Origin of the sequence: Nocardia sp. NPDC047648 (assembly GCF_040642815.1) — a bacterium.
GTDB lineage: Bacteria > Actinomycetota > Actinomycetes > Mycobacteriales > Mycobacteriaceae > Nocardia > Nocardia gamkensis.
The window spans coordinates 261,141-284,447 of sequence record NZ_JBEYSX010000004.1; the positions used below are offsets into that span (position 1 = coordinate 261,141).

Sequence of the window (23,307 nt, forward strand, 5' to 3'; positions counted from 1 at the left end):
TCGGCGTCCTGGCCGGTCCGGACGGAGCGGGTGGGTCGCCGCCGCGCGCGGCGGGAGCGGATGGAAGTCCCGGTCGGCGCGAGGGTGCTCGACGCGCCGGACTGGTTGGGCCGCTCCCGCGGGGTTGGGTGCGCCGGGCTGGGTTGGGCTGCGTCGGGCTGGTTGGGCTGGTCGGACCGCGCCGGGCTGGTCGGGCTGCGTCGGATTGGTTGGGCTGCGTCGGATTGGTTGGGTGCGCCGGGCTGGGTTGGGCTGCGCCGGGCTGGTTGGGCTGCGTCGGATTGGTTGGGCTGCGCCGGACTGCCTGGGCTGCGCCGGACTGGTTGGGCTGCGCCGGACTGCCTGGGCGGCGCCGGATCGGCTGGGCTGAGTCGGCTCGGCTGGGTCACGCTGAACCCGGTGTCGGCCGGAAGCGTTGCCCGTCAGCGGGTGCCGTGCCCCTGACAGGCGGTCAGCGCGGTGTTCTTGGTGGCGTTGAACCGGTCGATCACCGCGTTCAGAGTGTCGGTGTCGGCGCGACGAGCCAGCGTGTCGGCCAGGGCGTTGGTGTCGTCGCGGTAGGCGCGCAGCGGGTCGGCGACCACGGACGGTACCTCTCTGGTCACCTTCTGGTCGACCGAGCGCGCGTTGTTGCGCAGCGTCGACACCGCGGTGTCGGCTTTGCTGTTCGTATCGGGATCGCCGCGGCCTTTGGCGTTGCTGGCATCGATGTAATCGTTGAATGCCCGTACCGAGCTGCCGTTCGCGGCCAGGAAGGCGTCGCACGCCGATCCGGTCGCGCGTTCGACGGCCGCGGCTTTGGACGAGGAGGCGGCGGCCGAGGAGGACGTGACCTCCGAGGCGTACGCGGCCAGGTCGGTCCGGTTGACCTCCGCCGTGCCGGAAACTTGCTGTGCGCAGGCGCCGATGAGCAGCACGCCGGCCGTCGTGGCCACCGCGGCGGCCAGCAGGCCCGCGCGTTCGAGTCGTCGCATGGTCGGTGCCCTCACTCCCCTCGAAAGTCCGGCCGGGACAGCAGGAGCGCCGGACATTCCGACCGTACGTCGCGTGGTCGGGACACGCCCGCCCGCGCCGATATCGATGGCCAACCGATATCGGCGCGGGGTGGGGTTCAGCGCTGGCCGAGCATGGTGCGCATCTGCTCGATCTCGGTCCGCTGAGCGGCGATGATCGTCTCGGCGAGCGCCTTCGCGTCGGCATTGCGGCCTTCGGCCAGTTCCGTTTCGGACATGGTGATCGCGCCCGCGTGGTGCTCGATCATCATGGTGAGCCACTGGCGGTCGAAGTCCGGACCGGAGGCCGCCCGCAGCGCGGTCATCTGCTCGGCCGACATCATGCCGGGCATCCCGTGGCCGCCGTGCCCTTCGTTCGCGGTGGGAGCCGGCTTGCCGAAGCTTTGCAGAAGGGCGGTGATCTGCTGCATCTCCGGCGCTTGAGCTTGCTCGACCTGCGTGGCGAGCGTCCGCAACTGCGGGTTGTCGGTGTGGCTCGGCACCAGCCGCGCCATCTCCACGGCTTGGGCGTGATGCGGATACATCATCTGCAGAAACATCACGTCGGCGTCGTCGTACTCCGCGCGTGCGGGTGCGCTCGTGACGGCCGAGGCGGTTGTCGAGGTGCCGTGCTCGGTGGTGTGCCCGGTGTCGGCGTCGCCGCATCCGGCGAGGCTCACCGCTGCGATCGCGGCGAGGGCGAGGATCGAGCGGGTGCGAGTGATGAACATGGGTTGCTCCTTGCGAGGTGCGAAGTCTGCGGGACGGAGGGGACAACGCCGCGACCGTGGTTCGGACACACGGCCGCGGCGGACCTGTCAGATCCGCAGAATCGCCAGTTCGGCCAAGGTGAGCACGGTCCATGGCGGTGGTCGTTCCCGCCGCGCCCGCCAGTGCCGTGGCCGGGCCGCGCCGCCGCCGGGACGATCGACAGCCATCCGGTAGAGCAGCACCAACGCGGCCAGCGCGCTCAGGCCGGTCAGGATGAACACACAGCTGTGCAGCGCGCTGTGCGCGCCGTCGCACCCGCCGCCCGCGCAGTGCGGGAGCGCTACCTGTTCGCGGCTGCCGGATGTCGCGTGACTCGACCGGGCTACATCGTGATCCGAGATATCCCGGATCGCGGCATGCCGTCCGAGGCCGTCGGCCGATGCTCCGGAAGCGAGCGCAGGCGCGGCGTGCGCACCGGCGGCGTGGACGTGGCCCGAGGACCCGAAGACCGCCGAATGCATAACGACCACCCCGGCCAGCAGCGCGAGCATCCCCAGCAGCCGGGCAGGCCCGGTGGCGTCGAGTATGCGGCGTTGGACCACGAGCGCCGATTCTACCCCTGCGCGGATACCGGTTGGTGGTACCGGTATCTAGGAGTGAGCGATGTCCACGACGAGCCGGGTGGGGTTGGAGAGCGCGGTGACGGTGAACGGGGGCCGGTCGGCCTGTATGCCGATGAACGATTGGGTCACGCCCTCGAACACGGTCGTCCGGTAAACGCCCGCGATGCCGGGGACCTCCGGGTTCACGGCGGGGTCGGGGCCCTCGTACGGCGTCACGCCGCTGTCGAAGGGATAGGCCGACCCGAGAATGCGCACTTCCAGGATCGACCGGCCCGCCACGTCCACCGGATTGCCGCTGCCGTCCTGCACGGCACGGTCGGTGTACCGGACGAGCCAGCCGGGCGTGCCGACCCCGCCGAGGTCGTAGACCACGCGATCGAAGCCGGGCTGACGCCCTAGGCGAACGTCGGTCACCGTGAGCGCGGCGTCGCCGGAGGGCTTGCCCTGCTTCGGCGCGGTGTCCCCCGGCACAGGGGCCTGCGCTACCGCGGCGGGCGTCGCGGTGCTGGAGGCGACCGGGAGGCCCGGTTGCGAGTCGCCGTCACCGCAGCCCGCGAGCAGTGCCGTCGCGACCGCGACCATGAGCACCATCCTGTTGCGCATGGCCCGATGCTACTCAGCGAAACGCGCCGGATGGCGTAACCGGAGGGCGTTGCGGCTGATTCGCCTGTGGTCGGGCGCGGCGTGGCGGCGATCGGGAACGCGGCGTCCGCCGAACCGCTTGTCCCACAGCGGTTCAGTGCGCGAGCCGCGCTGCGGAGAAGGCCGCGAGAACGATTCGGCGGGGTGGGCGCGACTGTTCGGCAACGATCTAGCACACTTGAGGTGTGGGAGATGTCGAGGACGTACTGAGCCGGCTGCGGCGGTATCCGGACGTGGAGGCACTGAACCTCTACGCCGTCGACGCCGCCGATCGGCTGATCCTCGACGTCGCGGCCGACGCCCTGGCGACTGTGGATAGCGGGAAGGTAGCCGTTATCGGTGACGCCTACGGTGCGCTGACTCTCGGCGCCATCGCGGGGCACGATCTGCGCGACGTCCGGGTGCATCAGGATCTGCTCACCGGTGAACTCGCCCTTGCCAACAACGCCCGTGCGGCGGGTCTGTCGGATCGCTACACGGCGCACCCGCTCGGCCCCGGGTTGCTGCGTGACGCCCGGGTGGTGCTGCTTCGCCTGCCCCGGGTGCTGGCCGGACTGGCCGAGGCCGCCGATGCCATCGCGCGTTACGCGGATCCGGCCGTCGAGGTGTTCGCGGGCGGGCGGGACAAGTATCTGACCAAGTCGATGAACGACGTTCTGGCGCAATCGTTCTCCGAGGTGCGCGCCAGCCGTGGCAGGCAGAAGTCGCGCACGCTGCTGGTGACCGGACCCAAACCCGTGGCGGATCGGCCGTTTCCGGTGCGCGATCGGCTGGACGAACTCGGTCTCGATGTGGTCGCGCACGGCGCGGCCTTCTCCGGGGCGCGCCTGGACATCGGCACGAGATTCCTGGTCGAGCACCTCAAACTGATGAAGCCGGACGCCCGCGACGCCATTGATCTCGGCTGCGGCACCGGCATCCTGGCCGTCGCGCTGGCCACGGCGCGGCCGGGCATCAAGGTGACCGCCACGGATCAATCCGCGGCCGCCGTCGCCTCGGCGCGGGCGACCGCCGAGGCGAACGGCGTCGCCGACCGGGTGTGCGCCGTGCGTGACGACGCCATGTCCTCCGCCGCGGACAACAGCGCCGACCTCGTGCTGTGCAATCCGCCGTTCCATGTCGGCGCGGCCGTGCACACCGGATCCGCGATCAAGATGTTCGCCGAGACCGGGCGGGTGCTGCGCCCTGGCGGGGAGCTGTGGACGGTGTACAACTCGCATCTGAACTACCGGGCCGTGGTCGAACGGATGGTGGGCCGGACCGAGGTGGTCGGCCGCAACCGGAAGTTCACCGTGACTCGCTCGGTGCGTGGCCTGCACGACTCACGGCAGCAGTAGAGTCCGAATTGTCCGTCTCGGCGTGACTCTCCGGGAACTCGCGACGGATGACAAACGTTGGACAGGGCAGTTGGATATCGAGTGAACGAACTCGATGAACAGCGGCAACGACTCCAGAAAGGGACGCCGTTCAATGCGTACCACGAGCAATCCGGTTTTCAGGAACCTGCCAAGGCAGGAGGGCGGTGGATACGCCAGCTTCGGTTCGGGCGTGACCTCCGCGGGACAGTTCGGCAACCAGTACGGCCAGTATCCGCAGCAGTACGGCGAGCACCCGCAGCCCTATCAGCAGGCTCCGGCCACCACCCGGTCGATGACCATCGACGACGTGGTGACGAAGACGGGTATCACCCTCGCGGTGCTCGCCCTGTCCGCCATCGTCTCCTACGGCCTTACCAACGCGAACACCTCGCTCGCGCCGTTGTTCGTGATCGTCGGCGGCTTGGTCGGCCTGGTGCTGGTGCTGGTGGCGACCTTCGCGAACAAGATGGACAACCCCGTACTCGTGTTGTCCTACGCCGTCGCCGAGGGCCTTTTCCTCGGTGCGCTGTCGTTCATGTTCACCAATGTCGAGTTCGGCGGGGTCGGCGGTAGCGCGCTGATCGGTCAGGCGGTGCTCGGCACGTTCGGTGTCTTCGCGGGCATGCTGGTGGTCTACAAGACCGGCGCCATCCGGGTGACGCCCCGCTTCACCAGGATCATCGTCGGCGCCATGATCGGCATCCTGGTGCTGATGCTGGGCAACCTGGTCGCGAGCTTCTTCATCGACGGCGGCCTCGGCCTGCGCGACGGCGGCCCGCTGGCCATCGTGTTCAGCCTGGTGGTCATCGCCATCGCCGCGTTCAGCTTCCTGCTCGACTTCGACGCCGCCGATCAGCTGATCCGCGCGCAGGCTCCGGAGCGGGCGGCCTGGGGCGTGGCCCTCGGCCTCACCGTCACCCTGGTCTGGCTGTACGTCGAGATCCTGCGACTGCTGAGCTACTTCCAGAACGACTAGCCATTCAGCAGAAGGGCGGTCACCGGAGTTCCGGTGACCGCCCTTTCTCGCATCCGGGTCAGCTCAGGCGCTCGATGACCATCGCCATGCCCTGACCGCCGCCGACGCACATGGTCTCCAGACCGAACTGCTTGTCGTGGGTCTGCAGGTTGTTGATCAGCGTGGTGGTGATCCGGGCGCCGGTCATGCCGAACGGGTGGCCCAGCGCGATCGCGCCGCCGGAGACGTTCAGCTTGTCCTCGTCGATCTTCAGCTCCCGGGCCGAGCCGAGCACCTGCACCGCGAACGCCTCGTTGATCTCGACCAGGTCGATGTCGTCGATGGTCTTGCCCGCCAGCGCCAGCGCGCGCTTACAGGCCTCGATCGGGCCGAGGCCCATGATCTCCGGCGACAGGCCCGACACGCCGGTGGACACGATCCGCGCCAGCGGCGTCAGGCCCAGCTCCTTCGCCTTGGTGTCGCTCATGACGACCAGCGCGGCGGCGCCGTCGTTGAGCGGGCAGCAGTTGCCCGCGGTGATGGTGCCGTCCGGGCGGAACACCGGCTTCAGCCCGGAGACCGCCTCGTAGGTGACGCCCGCGCGCGGGCCGTCGTCCTTGCTGACCACGGTGCCGTCCGGCAGCGTCACCGGGGTGATCTCCCGCTCGAAGAAGCCGTTCTTGATGGCCTCCTCGGCGCGGTTCTGCGAGCGCACGCCCCAGCGGTCCTGGTCCTCGCGGGTGATGCCGGTGGAGGTCGCCACGTTCTCGGCGGTCTGACCCATCGCGATGTAGACGTCGGGGATCAGGCCGTCCTCGCGCGGGTCGTGCCAGATGCCCGCGCCGCCCTCCGCGGTCTTCGCGGTGCGCGCCTGCGCCTCGGCGAACAGCGGGTTCTGTGTGTTCGGCCAGCTGTCGGAGGAACCGTTCACATACCGCGACACGGTCTCCACACCGGCGGAGATGAACACGTCGCCCTCGCCCGCCTTGATCGCGTGGAACGCCATCCGGGTGGACTGCAGCGACGAAGCGCAGTAGCGGTGCACGGTGGTGCCGGGCACGAAGTCGTAGCCGAGCTGCACGGCGACGACGCGGGCGATATTGAAGCCCTGCTCACCGCCCGGCGAGCCGCAGCCCAGGATCAGGTCGTCGATCTGGGCGGGGTCCAGGGCAGGCACCTTGTCGAGCGCTGCCCGCACAATCTGCGTGGTCAGATCGTCGGGCCGCAGGTCGACCAGCGAACCCTTGCGGGCACGACCGATCGGGGAGCGTGCGGTCGAAACGATGACGGCCTCGGGCATGAGGACTCCTTGGGTCGGACGGTTCTGGCGAACCCTCTTGTTACTCGTGGGTTCTTACCGAATCTACGTCCCGTCGCCGAGTACCGGAAGCGCGCGTCCCGGCCAGTGCGTCCAGCAGCACCGGCAGCAATTTCGCCGCGGCCAGTTCGTAGCCCGCGGCCGAGGGGTGGAATCCGTCGGCGGCGAACAGGAGCTCGGGCGCGGCGCGGAACTCGGGCGCGAGCAGATAGCCCATCCGCACCGGGTGCCCGCCCGCCACCGTCGTCGCCACGTGCTGCGCCTTGGCCAGCCGCGTGCTCCAGTTCTGCACGACGGTGCGCAGCGGCTGCGGGATGGCGGTCACGATGCCCAGGTCCGGGCAGGTGCCGACCACCACCACCGCGTCGGCGCGGCGCAACCGGGCGACCGCCGCGGCGAGTCTGCGCGCGGAGGCCCGGATCGAGTGCTTCTTGGTCACGTCGTTGGCGCCGACGAGGATGATCGCGGCATCCGGCGGCGGGCCCGCGACGAACATCGCGTCCACCTGACCGGCCAAGCCCTTGGAGGTGGCCCCGGAGATCGCTTTGGTGCTCAGGCGGATCCGCCGCCCGGTCGCCTCGGCGAGTCCGCGGGCCAGGCGAACGCCGGGCACCTCGTCGGCCACCGTGCAGCCGAGTCCCGCCGCGGTGGAGTCGCCGAAGATCATCAGATGCAGGTCGGCGTGCTTGCCCGCCCGCCACGGCTCGGGCTCCGCGCAGCCCGCGGTATAGATGCCATCGGCTTCCGGCGGCTTGGAGGTGTCCCGGCCGATCATGCCGCGCGCGACGCCCGCCTGCGCCATGAGCAGGCGATAGGTCGCCCACCACGCCGTTCCCGCACCGGAGCCGGCGAGCACGGCCGCGGCCCCGGTCATCGCCGCGGTGCGCCAGCGGAACTGAGGTGCGCTCACGTCGGGAATTTTACGAAAACGAGGTCAGCCCGGTACGACGAAGCTGCCGCGAGCGGGGATGCTCGCCGCGTCGGTGGAGACGGTGACCTCGACGAGGCCGGGACCGGTGTCCTGGAACAGCGCGTACTGGATGCTGCCGTAGATGCCGGTGACCACGACGTTGTCGTAGCTGCCCGTCGCCCCGGTGGTCACATTGCGCCACGCGATGGTGGTGCGGACCTCGCACAGCGGCGCCAGCGGGTAGATACCGGGCCCGATACCGTTCACGGGGAGCGCGCGGACGTTGAGGATGGCGCGGCCCGGCCATTCGGGACCGGTGTCGGCCCAGGTGCGGATGCTGGTCCAGCACAGACCGCCGCGCGCGAGCGTCGGCACCTGCGGGAATTCGACGGTCGCCGCCTGCGCCTGCGCACCGGATCCGACCACTAGAGCCAGCGCCGATCCGGCCAGAAGCGTTGCGGCGCGGGCGATGTTCGGCTGCCTCATGGCAGCGATCCTAAGGCTGCGGGCGCCGATTCGCGCGCAGTCCGAGGCCGCTGCGCGCGGCGTGCGCGAACTCACAGTTAGTGCGTCTGCAACTATGGGGGCCATGCGCATCGCGGATCATGTCGTGGATCTCATCGGCAACACGCCGCTGGTCCGGTTGAACTCGGTCGTGGGACCGAACGCGGGGCTGGTCGCGGCCAAGATCGAATACCTGAACCCGGGCGGCAGTTCGAAGGACCGGATCGCGGTGAAGATGATCGACGCCGCCGAGCAGTCCGGGAAGCTGCGGCCGGGCGGCACCATCGTCGAGCCCACCTCCGGCAACACCGGCGTCGGCCTCGCCCTGGTCGCGCAGCAGCGCGGCTACAACTGCGTGTTCGTCTGCCCGGACAAGGTGAGCGAGGACAAGCGCAACGTGTTGCGCGCTTACGGCGCCGAGGTCGTGGTCTGCCCGACCGCGGTGCCGCCGGACCACCCGAACAGCTACTACAGCGTCTCCGACCGCCTGGTCCGCGAGATCGACGGCGCGTGGAAGCCCGACCAGTACTCTAACCCCGGCGGTCCGGCCAGCCACTACGAGACCACCGGCCCGGAGATCTGGCGCGACACCGACGGCAAGGTCACCCACTTCGTCGCGGGTGTCGGCACCGGCGGCACCATCACCGGCACCGGCCGATACCTGAAGGAGGTCTCCGGCGGGAAGGTCCAGATCATCGGCGCCGACCCGGAGGGCTCGGTGTACTCCGGCGGCACCGGGCGGCCGTATCTCGTCGAGGGTGTCGGCGAGGACTTCTGGCCGTCGGCCTACGACCCGGCCGTGCCGGACGAGATCATCGCGGTCTCCGACGCGGACTCCTTCGACATGACCCGCAGGCTGGCCCGCGAGGAGGGCCTGCTGGTCGGCGGTTCCTGCGGCATGGCGGTCGTCGCGGCCGTCGAGGTGGCTCGACGCGATCCGGACGCGGTGGTCGTGGTGCTGCTTCCGGACGGCGGTCGCGGCTACCTGTCGAAGATCTTCAACGACGAGTGGATGAGCTCCTACGGCTTCCTCCGCGAGCGGCTGGACGGCACCGCCGAACCGCTCGTGGGTGACGTGCTGCGGGGCAAGTCCGGCGCGCTGCCGGACCTGGTGCACACCCACCCGTCGGAGACGCTGCGCGACGCGATCGAGATCCTGCGCGAGTACGGCGTGTCCCAGATGCCCGTGGTCGGCGCCGAGCCGCCGGTCATGGCGGGCGAGGTAGCGGGCAGCGTGTCCGAACGCGATCTGCTGTCGGCGGTCTTCGAGGGCCGGGCCCACCTGACCGATTCGGTGGCCCAGCACATGAGCCCCTCGTTCCCGCTGATCGGTTCGGGCGAGCCGATCTCCGCCGCGACGAAGGCGCTCTCGGACACCGACGCGCTCATGGTCGTCGAGGACGGCAAGCCCGTCGGCGTGATCACCCGCCACGACCTGCTCGGCTTCCTCAGCACGGGCAGCCTCGGGAAGTAGGCGAACACCGACCGCTCCGGAGAGCGGTGCCGGGCGCCGACTCGGCCGTATCGCACGCCGGTACGGCGAGTAGGCGCTTTCCGGCTGTCGGCTCAGGCCGGTCTCCTGCCGCGCACCGTTTCGCGCACGCCGCCGGTGACCAGGTCGGTCCATTCGTCGGCCAGCAGGGCCAGCCGGTACCAGGCGGCGTGCACGCGCGCGTCGGACACCTTCTCGGCGGTGCGCAACAGATGGCTGGCGTGGACGTGCGCGGCGGCCATGCGGTCGACCGTGGCGCCGACGGATTCGGCGCGCAGATGATCGGCCGACCGCTTCCCGGGCAGCTGGTCGATCGTCCACGCGTCGATGGTGGCGACCAATTCCGCTCGGCGGCAATCTATTCCGGCTGCGGCCAGCGGATCGCGGTGGCGCTCGCGGTGCAGTGCGGCGAGCGTCGCGGCCCAGCCGAGCAGGGGGTGGTCATCCGCCGGATCACTCGGATGACCGCCGAAGGCGGCCACCAGTTCGCGCTGATCCGGTAGCCGGCGGGCGACGCCGTGCGAGCGCCGGGGCAGATGGTCACGCACGAACATGGCAGGCTCCCAGTGCATTCGGAACCGACCACGGTGCGCGAGGGTCGATCGTCAACGTGTGCATCTTCGCACCTCCGATGGTGTGGCGGTGGAGGCATCGCCCCAATGCCCTGGTCCCCCACTATCATCCGCGTTCCCCTTGGCCTGACGGTGACACCCATATGGCACCTGAATGACAAGAGGTAACAATCCTCTACCCATCCCGCCTGCGACTCGTGTGAGGCAGGCCTCGCGCACCCGCGCCTCGCGAGCCCTGTGCGCGAACGTGTTTCGGCGGGCGAGGCGGGTCAGCCGGGCAAGAGTTGGTGGGACATGGCGAAGACGGCGGCGCCCGCCCGGGTCCGGTGGCCGGTCTTGGCGCGCAATTCGGTGAGGTGGTGGGTGACGGTGCGTTCGGGAAGGAGCAGTTCGGCGGCGATCTCCCGGCCGCAGCGGCCGCGCGCCGACAGGCGCAGGACGTCGATCTCGGTGGCGGAGAGGCCGTGGCCGCCGGGGCCGGGGCGGTCCGCGGCGGCGGCGATCACGGCGGTGCAGGCGTCACCGTCGAGGCGGCCCGCCGCGACTTCGGCCCCGAGATGGGCCGCGGCTTCCTCGGGACGAGCGGCCGGACGATAGGGTCGCGCTTCGGTGCAGGCCGCGAAAATGTCAGCGGCCGCGAGTAATCGGGCCCCCGGCGAAGCCTCCCGCTCACCCGGGGTATCGCCGCTGGGGTCGAGCCGCTCGTGGTGTCCTGCGGCGAGCTCGGCCAGCCCCGCCAGCCCGGGGCAGCGGCGCAGGATGCGTTCGGTCCAATAGCCGCGCAACCGCACGCGTTTCCAGTCCCGCGGACCGAGTGGGCCGCCGCGGTCCCAGACCGTGCTGGACACCGCGGCACGGCCCAGATCGTGCAGCAGGGCGGCGGCGCGCAGTGCCGCCCGATCCTCGGCGGGCACGCCCATCCGGCCGGCCGCGGCATCGGCCAGTCCGGCGACGTGCGCCGAATGCCCCAGCAGGTAACGGCCTTTCAGGTCGACGACCATGGCCAGCGCGAGGGCGGGCCGGTCGAGTTCGGTGGACGGAAGCGTCGCCTGCGCTCCCGGTTCGGCGGCGAGGACGGCAGCGAGCAGGTCGGGGACGTCGAGCACCGCGCGCAGGGCATCGGCGTCACAGACGGCGACCAGGTCGGGGTCGAGGTGGCCACCGGCCCGTCGCCGCAACTCGCCCAGGACGACACCCTGCCTGCTCGCCACGGCGCTCGGCGCGGGACGCGCCGGGTCGTGCTCGGACCCATCCGCCCGATGCCCGGTTTCTTCGCGGGGGAAGCCGCCCCCCAGCGGCAGGACGGCCGCGGGTTCGTCGCCGACCCCCTCCAGCGCGAGCACTGCCTGTTCGGACACGTGCAGGATCCGTCCGGCGAGCGAGATGGCCTCCCCGCGCAGCCGGTCCGGCGCACCGAGCCCGTCCCAGCGTTCCTCCACCTCGGTCAAGGCGCGAACGGCGGCATCCGGCAGGCCCAGTCGCAATCCGAGCGCCCGGACCATCTCGCTCGACGAGCGCAGGGCCCGCGGGGCCCCGGTGTGCACCTGGGCGAGGAATCGATTGCGCAGCGCGGATTGGGCGGCGGGCGACCAGTTGCCGAATCGGCGCAGCTGCGCGGTGAAGACGGTGGAATCACCGGGATCGAGCACATGGCACGCGCGTTGGAAGGCGATGTCGTCGGCATACGACTCCGCGTTCTCCGAGGCGCGGCCGGTACACCCGAGGGCGGCCAGCAGTGCGGCGAGGAAGACGGCACGGCGCTCGGCCTCCGGCAGCCCGATCCGCTCGGCGAGATGGGTGGCTATCAGGCAGGTGGCCAGCCCCTTTTCCAACGGCATCCCGGTGGCGAGATCGGTGGTCAGCGACAGTGCCGCGAGGACCTCGGCGGCGCGGATCGACGACATGCACCGACAGTAGTGTCCGTTCGCGGCGCGCGCAGGACCAATTCGGTTCTCCCGGACCGTAATCCGCGTCCGGATCACAGCACGGGACCGAGCAGGCGCCGGATCGCCCGCTGGACCGCCGTTCGGCCCGGAGGGGCCTGTTTCGGTGCCGTGTCTCGTCCATCAGATTTTGGCAACTTATTCGCAAATCGCGTTGCCGAGCGAAGTCCAGAGGTATAACCGGGCAATATGTCATCGTGGCAAACGTCATGTTTTTGTCGACGGATAGCGAAGGGCAGGTAATGCGCACCTCCAGTTCGGCTATCGATTACCAGCAGGGATTGTCCGACGCGTGGAGTTCCGTGGCGAGGTTCGTGCCCCAACTCGCCGGGTTCCTGCTCGTCCTGCTGATCGGCTGGCTGGCCGCGAAAGCGGTCGCCGCGATCGTGGGGAAGGTGCTGCGGCGGGTCGGTTTCGATCGCCTCGCCGAGCGCGGCGGGATCCGGCAGTTGCTGTCGCGCAGTCGCTACGACGCCCGCGATCTGCTGGCGAAATTGGCGTACTACGCGATCATGCTGCTCGCGCTGCAACTGGGCTTCGGAGTCTTCGGGTCCAATCCGGTGAGCGACGCGATCGACGGCGTCGTCGCCTGGCTGCCCAAGGCGGGCGTCGCGATCATCATCCTGGTCGTCGCGGGCGCGGTCGCCCACGCGACGCGCGAGATGGTCGGCAGCCTGCTCGGCGGTCTGTCCTACGGCGCGATGCTCGGCCGGGTCGCGGCGGTGTTCGTGTGGGGTATCGGCATCGTGGCGGCGCTGAACCAGATCGGCGTGGCCACCTCCGTCACGCTGCCGATCCTCATCACGGTGCTCGCCACCATCGGCGGCATCCTGGTGGTCGGCCTCGGCGGCGGTATGGTCCGCCCGATGCAGCAACGCTGGGAGAACTGGCTCAGCGAACTGGAGGAGGAGATGCCCGCGGTTCGCGGACATGCCGCGGCCTACCAGCGCGGCCGCTCGGACGCGGCGCGCGAGCAGCTGTGGATGGATCAGCAGGCGGCGCGGGGGCAGCAGTGGGAAGACCGGCCGGACCCCGGTGCGGAATGGCAGTGGGACCGGCGGGTCGACCGCGGGGAGGGCGTGCCGTGGCAGGACGGTCCGGGGCGGCAACGGCACCAGCACGGTGCGCGAACTCGGGGACAGCACCGAAGCGATGGGGCGAGGTCCGGCGGCGCCCACCCGCCGCCGCGCGAATACTTCGACTTCCCCGACGAGGACGATTTCCGTTAGATCAGCAATTTTTCGGTTTTATTCGATTCCGAACTCACCTCTCGGCAGCGCCATTATTCGAATGCGATTCAGCAAATATTCATCCGAAATCGCTTGTCAGCGGAAGGCGTTCGCGTCGGTCAGGGCCCGGCCGAGCACCAGCTGATGTACCTCCGCGGTGCCCTCGTAGGTGAGCACCGACTCCAGATTGTTCGCATGGCGGAGCACGGGGTAGTCGAGGGTGATGCCGTTGGCGCCGAGGATGGTGCGGCATTCCCGGGCGATGGCGATGGCCTCGCGCGTGCTGTTCAGCTTGCCCGCGCTCACCTGCTCCGGTGTCACCACGCCGCGGTCCTTCAGCCGCCCGATGTGCAGCGCGAGCAGCTGCCCCTTGCCGAATTCCAGCGCCATGTCGGCCAGCTTGGCCTGGGTGAGCTGGTAGGCGGCCAGTGGCTTGTCGAACACCTCGCGGGTCCTGGCGTACTCGATGGTGGACGCCAGGCACTCGCGTGCCGCGCCGAGCGCGCCGAAGACGATGCCGAAGCGCGCCTCGCTCAGGCAGGCCAGCGGCGAGGCCAGCCCTCGGGATCCCGGCAGCACCGCGTCGGCGGGCAGGCGCACGTCGTCGAAGTCCAGTTCCGCGGTGACCGACGCGCGCAGCGACAGTTTCCGGTGCATCTCCCGCGCCGTGAACCCGGGCGTCCCCGCGGGCACCAGGAACCCGCGGATCACCTGCTTGCCCTCGTCGTCGGTCTGCGCCCAGACCACCGCGACGTCGCTCACCGACCCGTTGGTGATCCACATCTTCGCACCGCTCAACACCCAGTCCGCGCCGTCGCGCTTGGCCCGGGTGCGCATGCCGCCCGGGTTCGAGCCGAAGTCGGGTTCGGTGAGCCCGAAGCAGCCGATCGCCCGGCCCGCGGCCAGTTCCGGCAGCCACTGCTGCTTCTGTTCTTCCGAGCCGAATTCGTGGATCGCGGTCATCGCCAGCGAACCCTGGACCGAGACCATGCTGCGGATACCCGAGTCGACCGCCTCCAGCTCCTGGCAGGCCAGGCCGTAGGTGGTCGCCGACATGCCCGCGCAGCCGTATCCCTCCAGATGCATGCCGAGCAGTCCCAGCTCGCCCAGCTCCGGGGCGAGTTCGCGCGCCGGGAAGGTGCCCGCCTCGAACCAGTCCGCGATGTGCGGTCGCAGCCGCCGGGCCGCGAAGGCCGCGACGGTATCGCGGATCTCGCGCTCGTCCTCGGACAGCAGTGCGTCGGTAGCGAACAGTTCTTCCACAGTGACCATGGATTCAGCCTAAATGGGGCGAGTCCGGTGAGACCGAACTCACGTCCCCTGCCAGCGGGCGAAAGATTTCCGATCGAACTCCGGCAGTCGCGTAACTCGACCGGACCGACGGGGCGGGATCCCGCCGCACCGACGCTTTTGCGGAGGTTTGCCCGATTCTCCTGCGGGCGCGGCCGAGATATGCGCACACCTGGAAATAGCCCGGGGATCGCCCCGATTAGGCTGACTCTCATGAGCGAGCTGGGATTCTCCACACGGGCCGTGCACGCCGGGTATGAACCCGATCCGCAGACCGGCGCGGTGAATGTGCCCATCTACGCGAGTTCGACGTTCGCCCAGGACGGCGTGGGCGGTTTGCGCGGCGGTTTCGAGTACGCCCGCACCGGCAACCCGACGCGCTCCGTGCTGGAGGCGAACCTCGCCGCGCTGGAATCGGGCCGCTACGGCCGGGCGTTCGCGTCCGGCATGGCCGCGACCGACTGTGCGCTGCGCGCCACGCTGCGTCCGGGCGATCACATCGTGATCCCCGACGACGCCTACGGCGGCACCTTCCGGCTGATCGACAAGGTCTTCAGCCAGTGGGGGATCGAGCATTCACCCGCGCACGTGTTCAACGTCGACGAGATGCGCGCCGCGATCCGGCCGAACACCAAGCTGGTGTGGATCGAGACCCCGACCAACCCGCTGCTGAGCATCGGCGACATCCCGGCACTGGCCGAGGTCGCGCACGCGGCGGGAGCGAAGCTGGTCGTCGACAACACCTTCGCGACCCCTTATCTCCAGCAGCCCCTGCTGCTCGGCGCCGACATCGTGGTGCACTCCACCACCAAGTACCTCGGCGGCCACTCCGACGTCATCGGCGGCGCGCTGATCACCGACGATCCGGAACTCGACGCGGCGTTCGCCTTCCTGCAGAACGGCGCGGGCGCCGTCCCCGGTCCGTTCGACGCTTTCCTCACACTGCGCGGCATCAAGACCCTCGCGCTGCGGATGGACCGGCACTGCGACAACGCCGAAACCGTCGCCGAGTTCCTGTCCCGGCATCCCTCGATCTCGCAGGTGATCTACCCCGGTCTGCCGGAGCATCCTGGCCACGCCGTCGCGGGCAAGCAGATGCGCCGGTTCGGCGGGATGATCTCGGTGCGATTGCACGGCGACGTGGAGGCCGCGCGCAAGTTCTGCTCGCGGACCGAGGTGTTCACCCTCGCCGAGTCGCTGGGGGGCATCGAGTCGTTGATCGAGCATCCGGCCGCGATGACGCACGCCTCCACCGAGGGGTCCGAGCTGGAGGTGCCCGCCGATCTGGTGCGGCTCTCGGTCGGTATCGAGGATGTCAGCGACCTGCTCGCGGATATCGAGCAGGCATTGAGCTAGGTTCACGGATATGAGGAAGCGGCCGCACCCGATGATCGGGCGCGGCCGCTCGTGTCCGCGGGGGTGTCGGCCGGGCGCGGGGCCACGGCCGAGTGCATCAGCTGTGGTAGGGCTCGGCGCTGATCAGGGTGACCTTCATCGTGTTGCCGTTGGGCAGCATGTATTCCCTGGTCTCGCCCACCTTGGCGTCGATGAGCGCGCCACCGAGCGGGGAGTTCGGCGAGTAGGTCTCCAGCTTCGAATCGCTGAGACCCTCCTCGCGGGTGGCGATCAGGAAGGTTTCGGTGTCCGTCTCGTCGCCGTCGTAGTAGACCTTGACGACCGACCCGGGAAGCGCGACGCCGGACTTGGTCGGTGCGACGCCGACCTTGGCATTGTTCAGCAGTTCCTGAAGCTGGCGAATGCGCGCCTCCTGCTGACCCTGCTCCTCGCGGGCGGCGTGGTACCCGCCGTTCTCCTTGAGGTCGCCCTCTTCCCGGCGTTCGTTGATCTCGGCGGCGATGACCGGACGGTTGGCGATGAGCGCGTCGAGTTCGCTCTTGAGCCTGTCGTGCGACTCCGGGGTCAGCCAGGTCACTTGCGTCTCAGTCATCTCGATCACTCCCTAGTAGTTGTTCCCGGCAGGCCGGGATTCCCTGAGCACTGGCGTGTACCCACCCGGAAGCGGGCATGCACCAGTCGACGGCTAGAGCGATCCTGGGAAGTTCATCGAACCCCGACAGGCCCTGGTCGCGGGCAAGCTCGCAAGCCCGAACCGTCAGCGCTGGCCGCCAATGCAGCAAACACGGCTCCGAGCCCCGGAACCGTGTATCACGCCATTTTAGCATGATTCACAAATGTGCAGGTCGGAGTTGATTTCGTAGGCAGGTCGCCGGTGTATGCGCGGAAATCAGCCAGCTCGCAGGTAGCCGGGTACCCGATCGCTGCACGCGTACACACTGCCCGACGCGGGCCGCGCGGACGAGCGCACGACGGTGGTCAGTTCCACCGTCCCGCTGCTCGACGGTTCGACCAGCACTTCGCGTCGGCCGAGTTCGGAGCCGTCGCGCGCCATCGCGCGGACGAAACACACCACCGGCCGCTCCGGGTCGGCGCGGGTGACCTTGAGCCGGATGGTCATGGTCGAGTCGTCGACGACGACATAGCCGAGCTGCTCGGCCTCGATGTCCTCCGGCCCGTACTTCTGGTACCCGAGATAGGCCACGCCGAGTCCGGCGAGCACCACCAGTACGCCGAGCACCGGCACGATCCAGCGGCGCGGCTTGCGGGGCCGGGTGCCGTACCGGTCGGCGGGAGGCAGGCCCGGTGACGCCGCCGCGGCCTTCGCGTCACCGCCGGGCTCCGGCGCGGGCTGGCTCATGGTGGTCGCTCCCGGGGGGTACGTCGGAACAAATGTGGGTCGAATGGAACTATAGGTAACGAAGCCCCGACACCCGCGACCGAGAGCGACGGAGAACGAGACGTGAGTGGCCTTCGCCTCATGGCGGTGCACGCCCACCCAGACGACGAGTCCAGCAAGGGTGCCGCGACGACCGCCCGCTACGCAGACGAAGGACACGACGTCCTCGTCGTGACGCTGACCGGCGGAGAGCGCGGAAGCATCCTGAACCCGGCCATGGACACCCCCGGCGTCCTGGAGCGGATCCACGAGATCCGCCGCGAGGAGATGGCCGCCGCGGCGCGCGCGCTCGGCGTGCGTCAGCACTGGCTCGGATTCGTCGACTCGGGGCTGCCCGAGGGCGACCCGATGCCGCCGCTGCCCGAAGGCAGTTTCGCGCTGGTTCCGCTGGAGGAGGCCACCGAGGCCCTGGTGCGCGTGGTGCGCGAGTTCAAGCCGCACGTGATGACCACCTACGACGAGACCGGCGGCTACCCGCACCCCGACCACATCCGCTGCCACGAAGTGTCGATGGCGGCGTTCGAGGCGGCCGGGGATCCCGAGCGCTTCCCCGAGGCGGGGGAGCCGTGGACGCCGCTCAAGCTGTACTACGACCACGGCTTCAGCATGCGGCGGATGGAAGCCTTCGCCGCGGAGTACGAGCGTCTCGGCGAACCGTTCCCGATGCAGGAATGGCTGGACCGGATGCGCAAGTACGCCGCAGAGCGCGGTGACATGTTCGCCCGGATCACCACCCAGATCGAGTGCGCCAAGTACTTCCCGCAGCGCGACGACGCCTTGCGCGCGCACGCGACGCAGATCGACCCCAACGGCGCGTTCTTCGCCGTTCCGCTGGAGATGCAGCAGCGGTTGTGGCCGACCGAGGAGTTCGAGCTGGCCAAGACCCGGGTGCGCACCGAGCTGCCGGAGACCGACCTGTTCGCGGGCATCGAGGACGAGCGGTCGTGACGCTGGTCCTGCTCGCCCAGACGCCCGGGACGCCGACCGGCCCCGAGTTCGGTAAAGCGTCGCCGCTGGGTCTGGTCATCGTCCTGCTTCTGCTGGCGGGGACCTTCCTGCTGATCCGCTCGATGAACCGGCACATCAAGGGCCTGCCCGCGACGTTCGAGCCCGAGCACCCCGAACCGGACCAGGAAGCCGACGAGGGGACCGAGCACGGCATCACCCGTCGTGCCGACGGGACCGAAGGCGCGGGCCCGGGAGGGCGCGCCGAATCGAGCTGACCGGGCGCTGAGCCCGCTGATCCGCTCTTTGTCACTCTTCCGCGCTCTCTTTCGTCGATGAGGTAGTCGCGGCACGAACCACGGCCCGTCCCGTCCGGAGGGCCTGCTCACGCATTCGTCGCTCGCGGCTGCTTCCGAACGCTGAGAGTCAGGACGAGCAATGACATTCGACGAACTGCGCGCCGCGCTGCCCGGTCGCGTGCTGGTGGCCGGTGACGAGGGTTTCCGAGCCGCGGCCAGGCCGTGGACGACGACGGTTACCCAGCCGGTGGCCGCCGTGGTGCGGGCCGGTGACGCGGGCGACATCGCGGCCGTCGTCCGGTACGCCGCCCGCGTCGGCGCGCCGGTGGTAACCCAGCCGACCGGTCACGGCGCGTCCGGCGGAGTGCCCGACGCGATCCTGGTGCGCACCGGGGAGCTGGACGACATCGAGATCGATGCCCGGCGGCGGGTGGCGCGCGTCGGCGCCGGGGCGGCGTGGGGCCGGGTGCAGGCCGCCGCTGCCAGGCACGGCTTGACCGGCCTGGCGGGCAGCAATCCGGTGGTCGGCGTCACCGGCTACACGCTCGGTGGCGGTATGGGCTGGTTCGGCCGCAAGTACGGCTGGGCGAGCGACGCCGTGCGCGCGTTCGAGGTGGTGGACGCCGACGGCGCTCGGCGGCGGATCACGGCCCAGGACGATCCGGACCTGTACTGGGCGCTGCGCGGCGGCGGTGGCGACTTCGCCGTGGTGACGGCGCTCGAGTTCGACCTGTTTCCCGTGCCGGAGCTGTTCGGCGGCCGCACGCTGTGGCCCGAAGCGCGGATCCGCGAGGTCTTCGACGTCTTCCAGGAGATCACCGCGGACGCGCCCGATGACCTGAGCGTGTGGTTCCAGCGCTTGCAGATCCCGGACGCACCGCCCATGGTCGGCCTGGACGCGGTGTACCTCGGTGATCCGGATCGCGGGCGTGCGTTGCTCGCGCGGCTCGACGCCATCGGGAACCCGATTCTCGACCGGCGCGGCGTTTTCGGGCCCGCCGATATCGGCGCGGTCACCGGCGAACCGACGGACCCGAGCCCGTCGCTGTCGCGTGCCGAGCAGCTCACCGATCTCGGCGACGCCGTGGTGAAGACCCTGATCGATGAGCCGGTCGCGCCGCTGGCGAACGTGCAGATCCGGCACCTGGGCGGCGCCATGGCCACCGCCCGGCCGGACGGGGGCGCGCGCGGCCCGATCGCGGAGCCGTACCTGCTCTATTGCCTCGGTCTCGGGCTGCCGCACCTCGCCGACGCGGTGACCGCGCGGCGCACCGCCCTCGTCGACGCGGTGAGCGGGCAGATCAGCGGCAGCAAGCCGTACACCTTCCTCACACCCGGCGAAACCGCCTCGGCCGCTTTCGATTCCGCGACGCTCACCCGGCTGCGCGAGATCAAACGCGCCCGGGACCCGCACGGCGTTATCCGGGCCAACTATCCGGTGCTCGGATAGACCCGCTCGGCGGGGCCGAGACCGGCTGGTGGTCTCGCTCCCGCCGCAGTTCGGTAGGGGCCCGGTCGGAAGAAAGGTGGCGAGCAGAGAAGCACACCGCCGGCAACTATCCGGGTGCAAGGTGGTGTTCGCATTACCGCGCACTTGTCGGCGTCCTGTGTTACCAATTCAGCCAAACCGCTCGACCGAAGGATGCTCATGGACAACGTGATCGGACAGATCGACCGTGCACTGGATGCGACCGGAGCGATCGTCGCCGCCGTGGGAGGAGCGGGTCTGGCAGCGCCGACGCCGTGCCGGGAGTGGGATGTCCGCGCCGTGCTCAACCACACCGTGGGCGGCATGCACATCTTCGCGGCAGCGCTGAGCGGCACGGACGCGGGGGCCGAGCACGAATCCGACTGGCTCGGCGGTGATCCGCAGGGCGCGTACGCCGCGGCGGCCGAGGTGGACCGCGCCGCCTGGCACCGGCTCGACGCCCTGGACGGCACGGTGGCCATCTCGCTCGGGGAACTGCCCGGTCCCGTGGCGGCACTGGTGCATCTCACCGAGCTCCTCGTGCACGGCGTCGATATCGCGGTGGCCATCGATCGGCCGGATCTGGCCGACGACGAGCTATGTGGCGAACTGCTCGCCACCATGCAAGCAATGGGAGGCATCGACACCTTCCGCGGGCCCGGCATTTTCGGGCCCGAAGTCGCGGTCGCCGACGACGAACCGGCGCACCGTCGGTTGTTGGCGTACGTGGGTCGAGAAGTACTTGCCCGAACCGCCTAGTCGGCGGGAACGAGCCCATCCGTCGCGGCAGGGGGCTTGCGCACTCCATCCGGTTTGCCGTGAATTCCCCATAGGGCGCCGGTACCCGTTCGGCTGCGTGATCGGAAATGACTCCGAGCCAAATATCCCACTGATAATCAATATTCGCATTTCCCGTGCGGGAGCGGCCGAACCGAAATCGGCCGCTCCCGCACGGCACATTGGACGCCCGAAATCTCCAGGCGACGAAATACCGGCCCGAGCGAATCGAGCCCGACGAATCCGAGGACCCTGCCGTGGACCGCTCTACCGATCGAGCCACCGGATCGCACCGATCCGACGGGGCGTAGGCCGTCTGGTGGGTTCGTACCGCGGCGGCGAGGGCGCCCGGCTGTCTCAGCGGTGACGTAGCCGTTCGCGGCGGATGTCAGCACCACGAGTCGAGCCGTGCCGCCCGCGCGGCGCCGGAATGCGCCGTACGGTGGAGCCATGAACCGGCTCGGAGAGGCGACGTCCCCGTACCTGCGCCAGCATGCGGACAACCCGGTGCACTGGCGGGAATGGGATGCCGAGGCACTGGCCGAAGCGCGCGAGCGGGACGTGCCCGTCCTGCTCTCGGTGGGGTACGCGTCCTGTCACTGGTGCCACGTCATGGCGCACGAGTCGTTCGAGGACACGGCCACGGCCGAGCAAATGAACGAGAACTTCGTCTGCGTGAAGGTCGACCGGGAGGAGCGGCCCGATCTGGACGCGGTGTACATGAACGCCACGGTCGCGATGACAGGTCAGGGTGGCTGGCCGATGACCTGCTTCCTCACCCCCGACGGCGAACCGTTCTACTGCGGCACCTACTACCCGAAGCTTCCGCGCGGTGGCATGCCGTCGTTCACCCAGTTGCTCACCGCGATCACCGAGACCTGGCGCACCCGGCGAGACGAGGTGAACCAGGCCTCCGCGCAGGTGGCGGCGGCCCTGCGCGACCAGACGGCGGGACTGCCCGACACGGACCTGACGATCACCCCCGAGCTGCTCGCCCACGCCGTCGCCGCCGTGCTGCGCGACGAGGACGCCGAGCACGGCGGGTTCGGCGGCGCCCCGAAATTCCCGCCGTCGGCGCTGTTGGAGGGACTGCTGCGGCACTGGGAGCGGACCGGTGACGGCGCGGTGATCGACGTGGTGGCCCGCACCGCCGAGGCGATGGCACGCGGCGGCATCTACGACCAGCTGCGCGGCGGATTCGCGCGGTATTCGGTCGACGCCGCATGGGTCGTGCCGCATTTCGAGAAGATGCTCTACGACAACGCGCAGCTGCTGCGCGCCTACGCGCACCTGGCCCGGCGCAGCACCCCGGCGCCTCCGGAGTCGTTGTCGCGGCGGGTGACCCGGGAGATCGTACGGTTCCTGCTCGACGACCTGGGGACCGCGCAGGGCGGCTTCGCCTCCGCGCTGGACGCCGACACCCACCTGGAGCCCGGCAAGCCTGGTGTCGAGGGCGCGACGTACGTGTGGACGCCCGCCGAGCTGGCCGGTGAACTCGGGCCGATCGACGGGGCGTGGGCGGCCGGATTCTTCGGCGTCACCACCGCCGGAAACTTCGAACAGGGCACTTCCGTGCCGACCAGGTACGTCGACCCCGCCACGGCGGAGGACGCCGCGCGGGTGGAACGCGTCCGAGCGGCGTTGATCGCCGCCCGCGACCGCCGCCCACAGCCGGACCGGGACGACAAAGTGGTCACCGCGTGGAACGGAATGGCGATCACCGCGCTGGCCGAGGCCGCGGCCGCACTGGACGAGCCGGAGTGGACCGCCGCCGCTGTCCGGTGCGCGCGCTTCCTGCTGGCCGAGCACGTGGTGGACGGGCGGCTGCGGCGCGCATCGCTCGGCGGCGTCGCAGGCGCCGCGCCCGGCATCCTGGAGGATCACGCCTGGCTGGTCACCGGCCTGCTCGCGCTGCACCAGGCCACCGGTGAACTCGGCTGGCTGGAAGACGCCCAGCGCTTGCTGGACCTCGCGATCGAGCACTTCGCCGACCCGGACCAGCCGGGCAGCTGGTTCGACACCGCCGACGACGCCGAAACCCTCGTCGCCCGCCCGCGTGACCCGGTCGACGGCGCCACTCCCGCGGGCGCCTCCGCGCTGGCCGAAGCGCTGCTCACCGCCGCGGCCACGAGCGACCCCGAACGAGCCCTCCGCTACCGCGAACTCGCCGACCGCACCGTCGGGCGCGGTGCGATCGTGCTGGCGCGCGCGCCCCGTTCTGCGGGTCAGTGGCTCGCCGTCGCGGAGGCGGCCCTGCGCGGTCCCTTGCAGGTCGCCATCGCCACCGCCGAACCGGCCGCCCGGCCTACCGAATTGCTCGCCGCGGCTCGTTCGGCCGCCCCGGGTGGCTCGGTCGTTCTCGCCGCCGCGCCGAACACCGTGCCGCTCCTCGCTGACCGGCCCTTGGTCCGTGACGCGGCGGCAGCCTACGTCTGCCGTGGCTCCGTGTGCGACCTCCCGGTCTCCACTCCGGACCAGCTCCGGGCGGCGCTCCAGCGGAACTAGCGGCAATGAGGCGATCGAT

The 23,307-nt window shown here is 70.0% G+C and carries 22 protein-coding genes; 10 read left to right on the forward strand and 12 right to left on the reverse strand.

The genetic code is table 11. The features are described from left to right. Positions 1–422: 422 nt before the first annotated feature. The 4 genes from ABZ803_RS12245 to ABZ803_RS12260 all read right to left on the reverse strand — a co-directional run bounded on the left by ABZ803_RS12245 (position 423) and on the right by ABZ803_RS12260 (position 2,929). A complete protein-coding gene (locus tag ABZ803_RS12245) occupies positions 423–974 on the reverse strand; it encodes a hypothetical protein (protein WP_357035953.1) in 552 nt (183 codons plus the stop codon). Positions 975–1,111: 137 nt separating this feature from the next. Next, entirely contained in the window at positions 1,112–1,723 is a 612-nt protein-coding gene (locus ABZ803_RS12250; protein ID WP_357035956.1) for a DUF305 domain-containing protein, read from the reverse strand. An 87-nt stretch (positions 1,724–1,810) separates the two neighbouring features. Continuing rightward, positions 1,811–2,305: a hypothetical protein gene (locus tag ABZ803_RS12255; RefSeq protein ID WP_357035958.1), complete on the reverse strand. Its 495-nt coding sequence runs from the start codon at positions 2,303–2,305 to the stop codon at positions 1,811–1,813. Between the two features lie 48 nt (positions 2,306–2,353). Further along, positions 2,354–2,929, reverse strand: coding sequence for a hypothetical protein (locus ABZ803_RS12260; protein WP_357035961.1), 576 nt, complete (start codon positions 2,927–2,929; stop codon positions 2,354–2,356). A gap of 224 nt (positions 2,930–3,153) precedes the next feature. On the opposite strand from ABZ803_RS12260, the gene ABZ803_RS12265 reads away from it, so the two are divergent. Further along, on the forward strand, positions 3,154–4,305 hold the full coding sequence (locus ABZ803_RS12265) for a methyltransferase (protein ID WP_357035964.1): 1,152 nt from the start codon (positions 3,154–3,156) through the stop codon (positions 4,303–4,305). A 133-nt stretch (positions 4,306–4,438) separates the two neighbouring features. After that, entirely contained in the window at positions 4,439–5,302 is an 864-nt protein-coding gene (locus ABZ803_RS12270; protein WP_357035967.1) for a Bax inhibitor-1/YccA family protein, read from the forward strand. Between the two features lie 58 nt (positions 5,303–5,360). Here the strand turns inward: ABZ803_RS12270 and ABZ803_RS12275 are convergent, their stop codons facing one another. The 3 genes from ABZ803_RS12275 to ABZ803_RS12285 are packed head-to-tail and all read right to left on the reverse strand — an operon-like array spanning position 5,361 to position 7,995. Beyond that, complete coding sequence (locus ABZ803_RS12275) at positions 5,361–6,581, reverse strand: acetyl-CoA C-acetyltransferase (RefSeq protein WP_040869638.1); 1,221 nt, start codon at positions 6,579–6,581, stop codon at positions 5,361–5,363. Positions 6,582–6,621: 40 nt separating this feature from the next. Beyond that, the gene (locus ABZ803_RS12280) at positions 6,622–7,473 is read right to left on the reverse strand and encodes an SGNH/GDSL hydrolase family protein (protein ID WP_357036347.1); all 852 of its coding nucleotides are present in this window, start codon (positions 7,471–7,473) and stop codon (positions 6,622–6,624) included. 60 nt (positions 7,474–7,533) lie between these two features. After that, positions 7,534–7,995, reverse strand: a complete 462-nt coding sequence (locus ABZ803_RS12285) for a hypothetical protein (protein ID WP_357035970.1) — start codon at positions 7,993–7,995, stop codon at positions 7,534–7,536. Between the two features lie 103 nt (positions 7,996–8,098). Between ABZ803_RS12285 and ABZ803_RS12290 the strand changes: the two genes are divergently transcribed. Beyond that, positions 8,099–9,487, forward strand: a complete 1,389-nt coding sequence (locus tag ABZ803_RS12290) for a cystathionine beta-synthase (RefSeq protein ID WP_040869628.1) — start codon at positions 8,099–8,101, stop codon at positions 9,485–9,487. A gap of 92 nt (positions 9,488–9,579) precedes the next feature. Here the strand turns inward: ABZ803_RS12290 and ABZ803_RS12295 are convergent, their stop codons facing one another. Both ABZ803_RS12295 and ABZ803_RS12300 read right to left on the reverse strand, forming a co-directional pair. Then, positions 9,580–10,059: a DUF4254 domain-containing protein gene (locus tag ABZ803_RS12295; protein WP_357035974.1), complete on the reverse strand. Its 480-nt coding sequence runs from the start codon at positions 10,057–10,059 to the stop codon at positions 9,580–9,582. 287 nt (positions 10,060–10,346) lie between these two features. Continuing rightward, positions 10,347–11,981 (reverse strand): HD domain-containing phosphohydrolase, encoded by a 1,635-nt coding sequence (locus tag ABZ803_RS12300; RefSeq protein ID WP_357035977.1) that lies wholly within the window; start codon positions 11,979–11,981, stop codon positions 10,347–10,349. 281 nt (positions 11,982–12,262) lie between these two features. Between ABZ803_RS12300 and ABZ803_RS12305 the strand changes: the two genes are divergently transcribed. Next, positions 12,263–13,249 (forward strand): hypothetical protein, encoded by a 987-nt coding sequence (locus tag ABZ803_RS12305; protein ID WP_357035980.1) that lies wholly within the window; start codon positions 12,263–12,265, stop codon positions 13,247–13,249. Between the two features lie 96 nt (positions 13,250–13,345). Here the strand turns inward: ABZ803_RS12305 and ABZ803_RS12310 are convergent, their stop codons facing one another. Next, entirely contained in the window at positions 13,346–14,521 is a 1,176-nt protein-coding gene (locus ABZ803_RS12310; RefSeq protein ID WP_357035983.1) for an acyl-CoA dehydrogenase family protein, read from the reverse strand. 231 nt (positions 14,522–14,752) lie between these two features. On the opposite strand from ABZ803_RS12310, the gene ABZ803_RS12315 reads away from it, so the two are divergent. Continuing rightward, on the forward strand, positions 14,753–15,895 hold the full coding sequence (locus ABZ803_RS12315) for a cystathionine gamma-synthase (protein WP_040869624.1): 1,143 nt from the start codon (positions 14,753–14,755) through the stop codon (positions 15,893–15,895). Positions 15,896–15,992: 97 nt separating this feature from the next. Here ABZ803_RS12315 and greA read toward each other — a convergent pair whose 3' ends face one another. Both greA and ABZ803_RS12325 read right to left on the reverse strand, forming a co-directional pair. Further along, positions 15,993–16,487, reverse strand: coding sequence for a transcription elongation factor GreA (gene greA, locus ABZ803_RS12320; RefSeq protein WP_357035986.1), 495 nt, complete (start codon positions 16,485–16,487; stop codon positions 15,993–15,995). 297 nt (positions 16,488–16,784) lie between these two features. After that, a complete protein-coding gene (locus ABZ803_RS12325) occupies positions 16,785–17,255 on the reverse strand; it encodes a DUF4307 domain-containing protein (RefSeq protein ID WP_357035989.1) in 471 nt (156 codons plus the stop codon). A gap of 102 nt (positions 17,256–17,357) precedes the next feature. Here ABZ803_RS12325 and mca point away from each other — a divergent pair, with 102 nt between their 5' ends. From mca to ABZ803_RS12350, 5 genes are all read left to right on the forward strand, one after another. Continuing rightward, positions 17,358–18,242: a mycothiol conjugate amidase Mca gene (gene mca, locus ABZ803_RS12330; RefSeq protein ID WP_357035992.1), complete on the forward strand. Its 885-nt coding sequence runs from the start codon at positions 17,358–17,360 to the stop codon at positions 18,240–18,242. Beyond that, positions 18,239–18,517 carry a hypothetical protein gene (locus ABZ803_RS12335; RefSeq protein ID WP_357035995.1) on the forward strand — a complete coding sequence of 93 codons (279 nt, stop codon included), beginning with the start codon at positions 18,239–18,241 and terminating at the stop codon, positions 18,515–18,517. Before mca ends, ABZ803_RS12335 begins: the two co-directional genes overlap by 4 nt. 160 nt (positions 18,518–18,677) lie before the next feature. Further along, positions 18,678–19,988: an FAD-binding oxidoreductase gene (locus ABZ803_RS12340; RefSeq protein ID WP_357035998.1), complete on the forward strand. Its 1,311-nt coding sequence runs from the start codon at positions 18,678–18,680 to the stop codon at positions 19,986–19,988. Between the two features lie 198 nt (positions 19,989–20,186). Beyond that, a complete protein-coding gene (locus tag ABZ803_RS12345) occupies positions 20,187–20,765 on the forward strand; it encodes a TIGR03086 family metal-binding protein (protein ID WP_357036000.1) in 579 nt (192 codons plus the stop codon). Between the two features lie 468 nt (positions 20,766–21,233). Then, a complete protein-coding gene (locus ABZ803_RS12350) occupies positions 21,234–23,288 on the forward strand; it encodes a thioredoxin domain-containing protein (RefSeq protein WP_357036003.1) in 2,055 nt (684 codons plus the stop codon). Positions 23,289–23,307 lie beyond the last annotated feature (19 nt).

Bases quoted from the DNA above. Each gene is read 5' to 3' on its own strand.
- ABZ803_RS12245 (WP_357035953.1), bottom strand. From the start codon at position 974: ATGCGACGACTCGAACGCGCGGGCCTGCTGGCCGCCGCGGTGGCCACG.
- ABZ803_RS12250 (WP_357035956.1), bottom strand. From the start codon at position 1,723: ATGTTCATCACTCGCACCCGCTCGATCCTCGCCCTCGCCGCGATCGCA.
- ABZ803_RS12260 (WP_357035961.1), bottom strand. From the start codon at position 2,929: ATGCGCAACAGGATGGTGCTCATGGTCGCGGTCGCGACGGCACTGCTC.
- ABZ803_RS12270 (WP_357035967.1), top strand. From the start codon at position 4,439: ATGCGTACCACGAGCAATCCGGTTTTCAGGAACCTGCCAAGGCAGGAG.
- ABZ803_RS12275 (WP_040869638.1), bottom strand. From the start codon at position 6,581: ATGCCCGAGGCCGTCATCGTTTCGACCGCACGCTCCCCGATCGGTCGT.
- ABZ803_RS12280 (WP_357036347.1), bottom strand. From the start codon at position 7,473: ATGACCGGGGCCGCGGCCGTGCTCGCCGGCTCCGGTGCGGGAACGGCG.
- ABZ803_RS12285 (WP_357035970.1), bottom strand. From the start codon at position 7,995: ATGAGGCAGCCGAACATCGCCCGCGCCGCAACGCTTCTGGCCGGATCG.
- ABZ803_RS12290 (WP_040869628.1), top strand. From the start codon at position 8,099: ATGCGCATCGCGGATCATGTCGTGGATCTCATCGGCAACACGCCGCTG.
- ABZ803_RS12295 (WP_357035974.1), bottom strand. From the start codon at position 10,059: ATGTTCGTGCGTGACCATCTGCCCCGGCGCTCGCACGGCGTCGCCCGC.
- ABZ803_RS12300 (WP_357035977.1), bottom strand. From the start codon at position 11,981: ATGTCGTCGATCCGCGCCGCCGAGGTCCTCGCGGCACTGTCGCTGACC.
- ABZ803_RS12305 (WP_357035980.1), top strand. From the start codon at position 12,263: ATGCGCACCTCCAGTTCGGCTATCGATTACCAGCAGGGATTGTCCGAC.
- ABZ803_RS12310 (WP_357035983.1), bottom strand. From the start codon at position 14,521: ATGGTCACTGTGGAAGAACTGTTCGCTACCGACGCACTGCTGTCCGAG.
- ABZ803_RS12315 (WP_040869624.1), top strand. From the start codon at position 14,753: ATGAGCGAGCTGGGATTCTCCACACGGGCCGTGCACGCCGGGTATGAA.
- greA (WP_357035986.1), bottom strand. From the start codon at position 16,487: ATGACTGAGACGCAAGTGACCTGGCTGACCCCGGAGTCGCACGACAGG.
- ABZ803_RS12325 (WP_357035989.1), bottom strand. From the start codon at position 17,255: ATGAGCCAGCCCGCGCCGGAGCCCGGCGGTGACGCGAAGGCCGCGGCG.
- ABZ803_RS12340 (WP_357035998.1), top strand. From the start codon at position 18,678: ATGACATTCGACGAACTGCGCGCCGCGCTGCCCGGTCGCGTGCTGGTG.
- ABZ803_RS12345 (WP_357036000.1), top strand. From the start codon at position 20,187: ATGGACAACGTGATCGGACAGATCGACCGTGCACTGGATGCGACCGGA.
- ABZ803_RS12350 (WP_357036003.1), top strand. From the start codon at position 21,234: ATGAACCGGCTCGGAGAGGCGACGTCCCCGTACCTGCGCCAGCATGCG.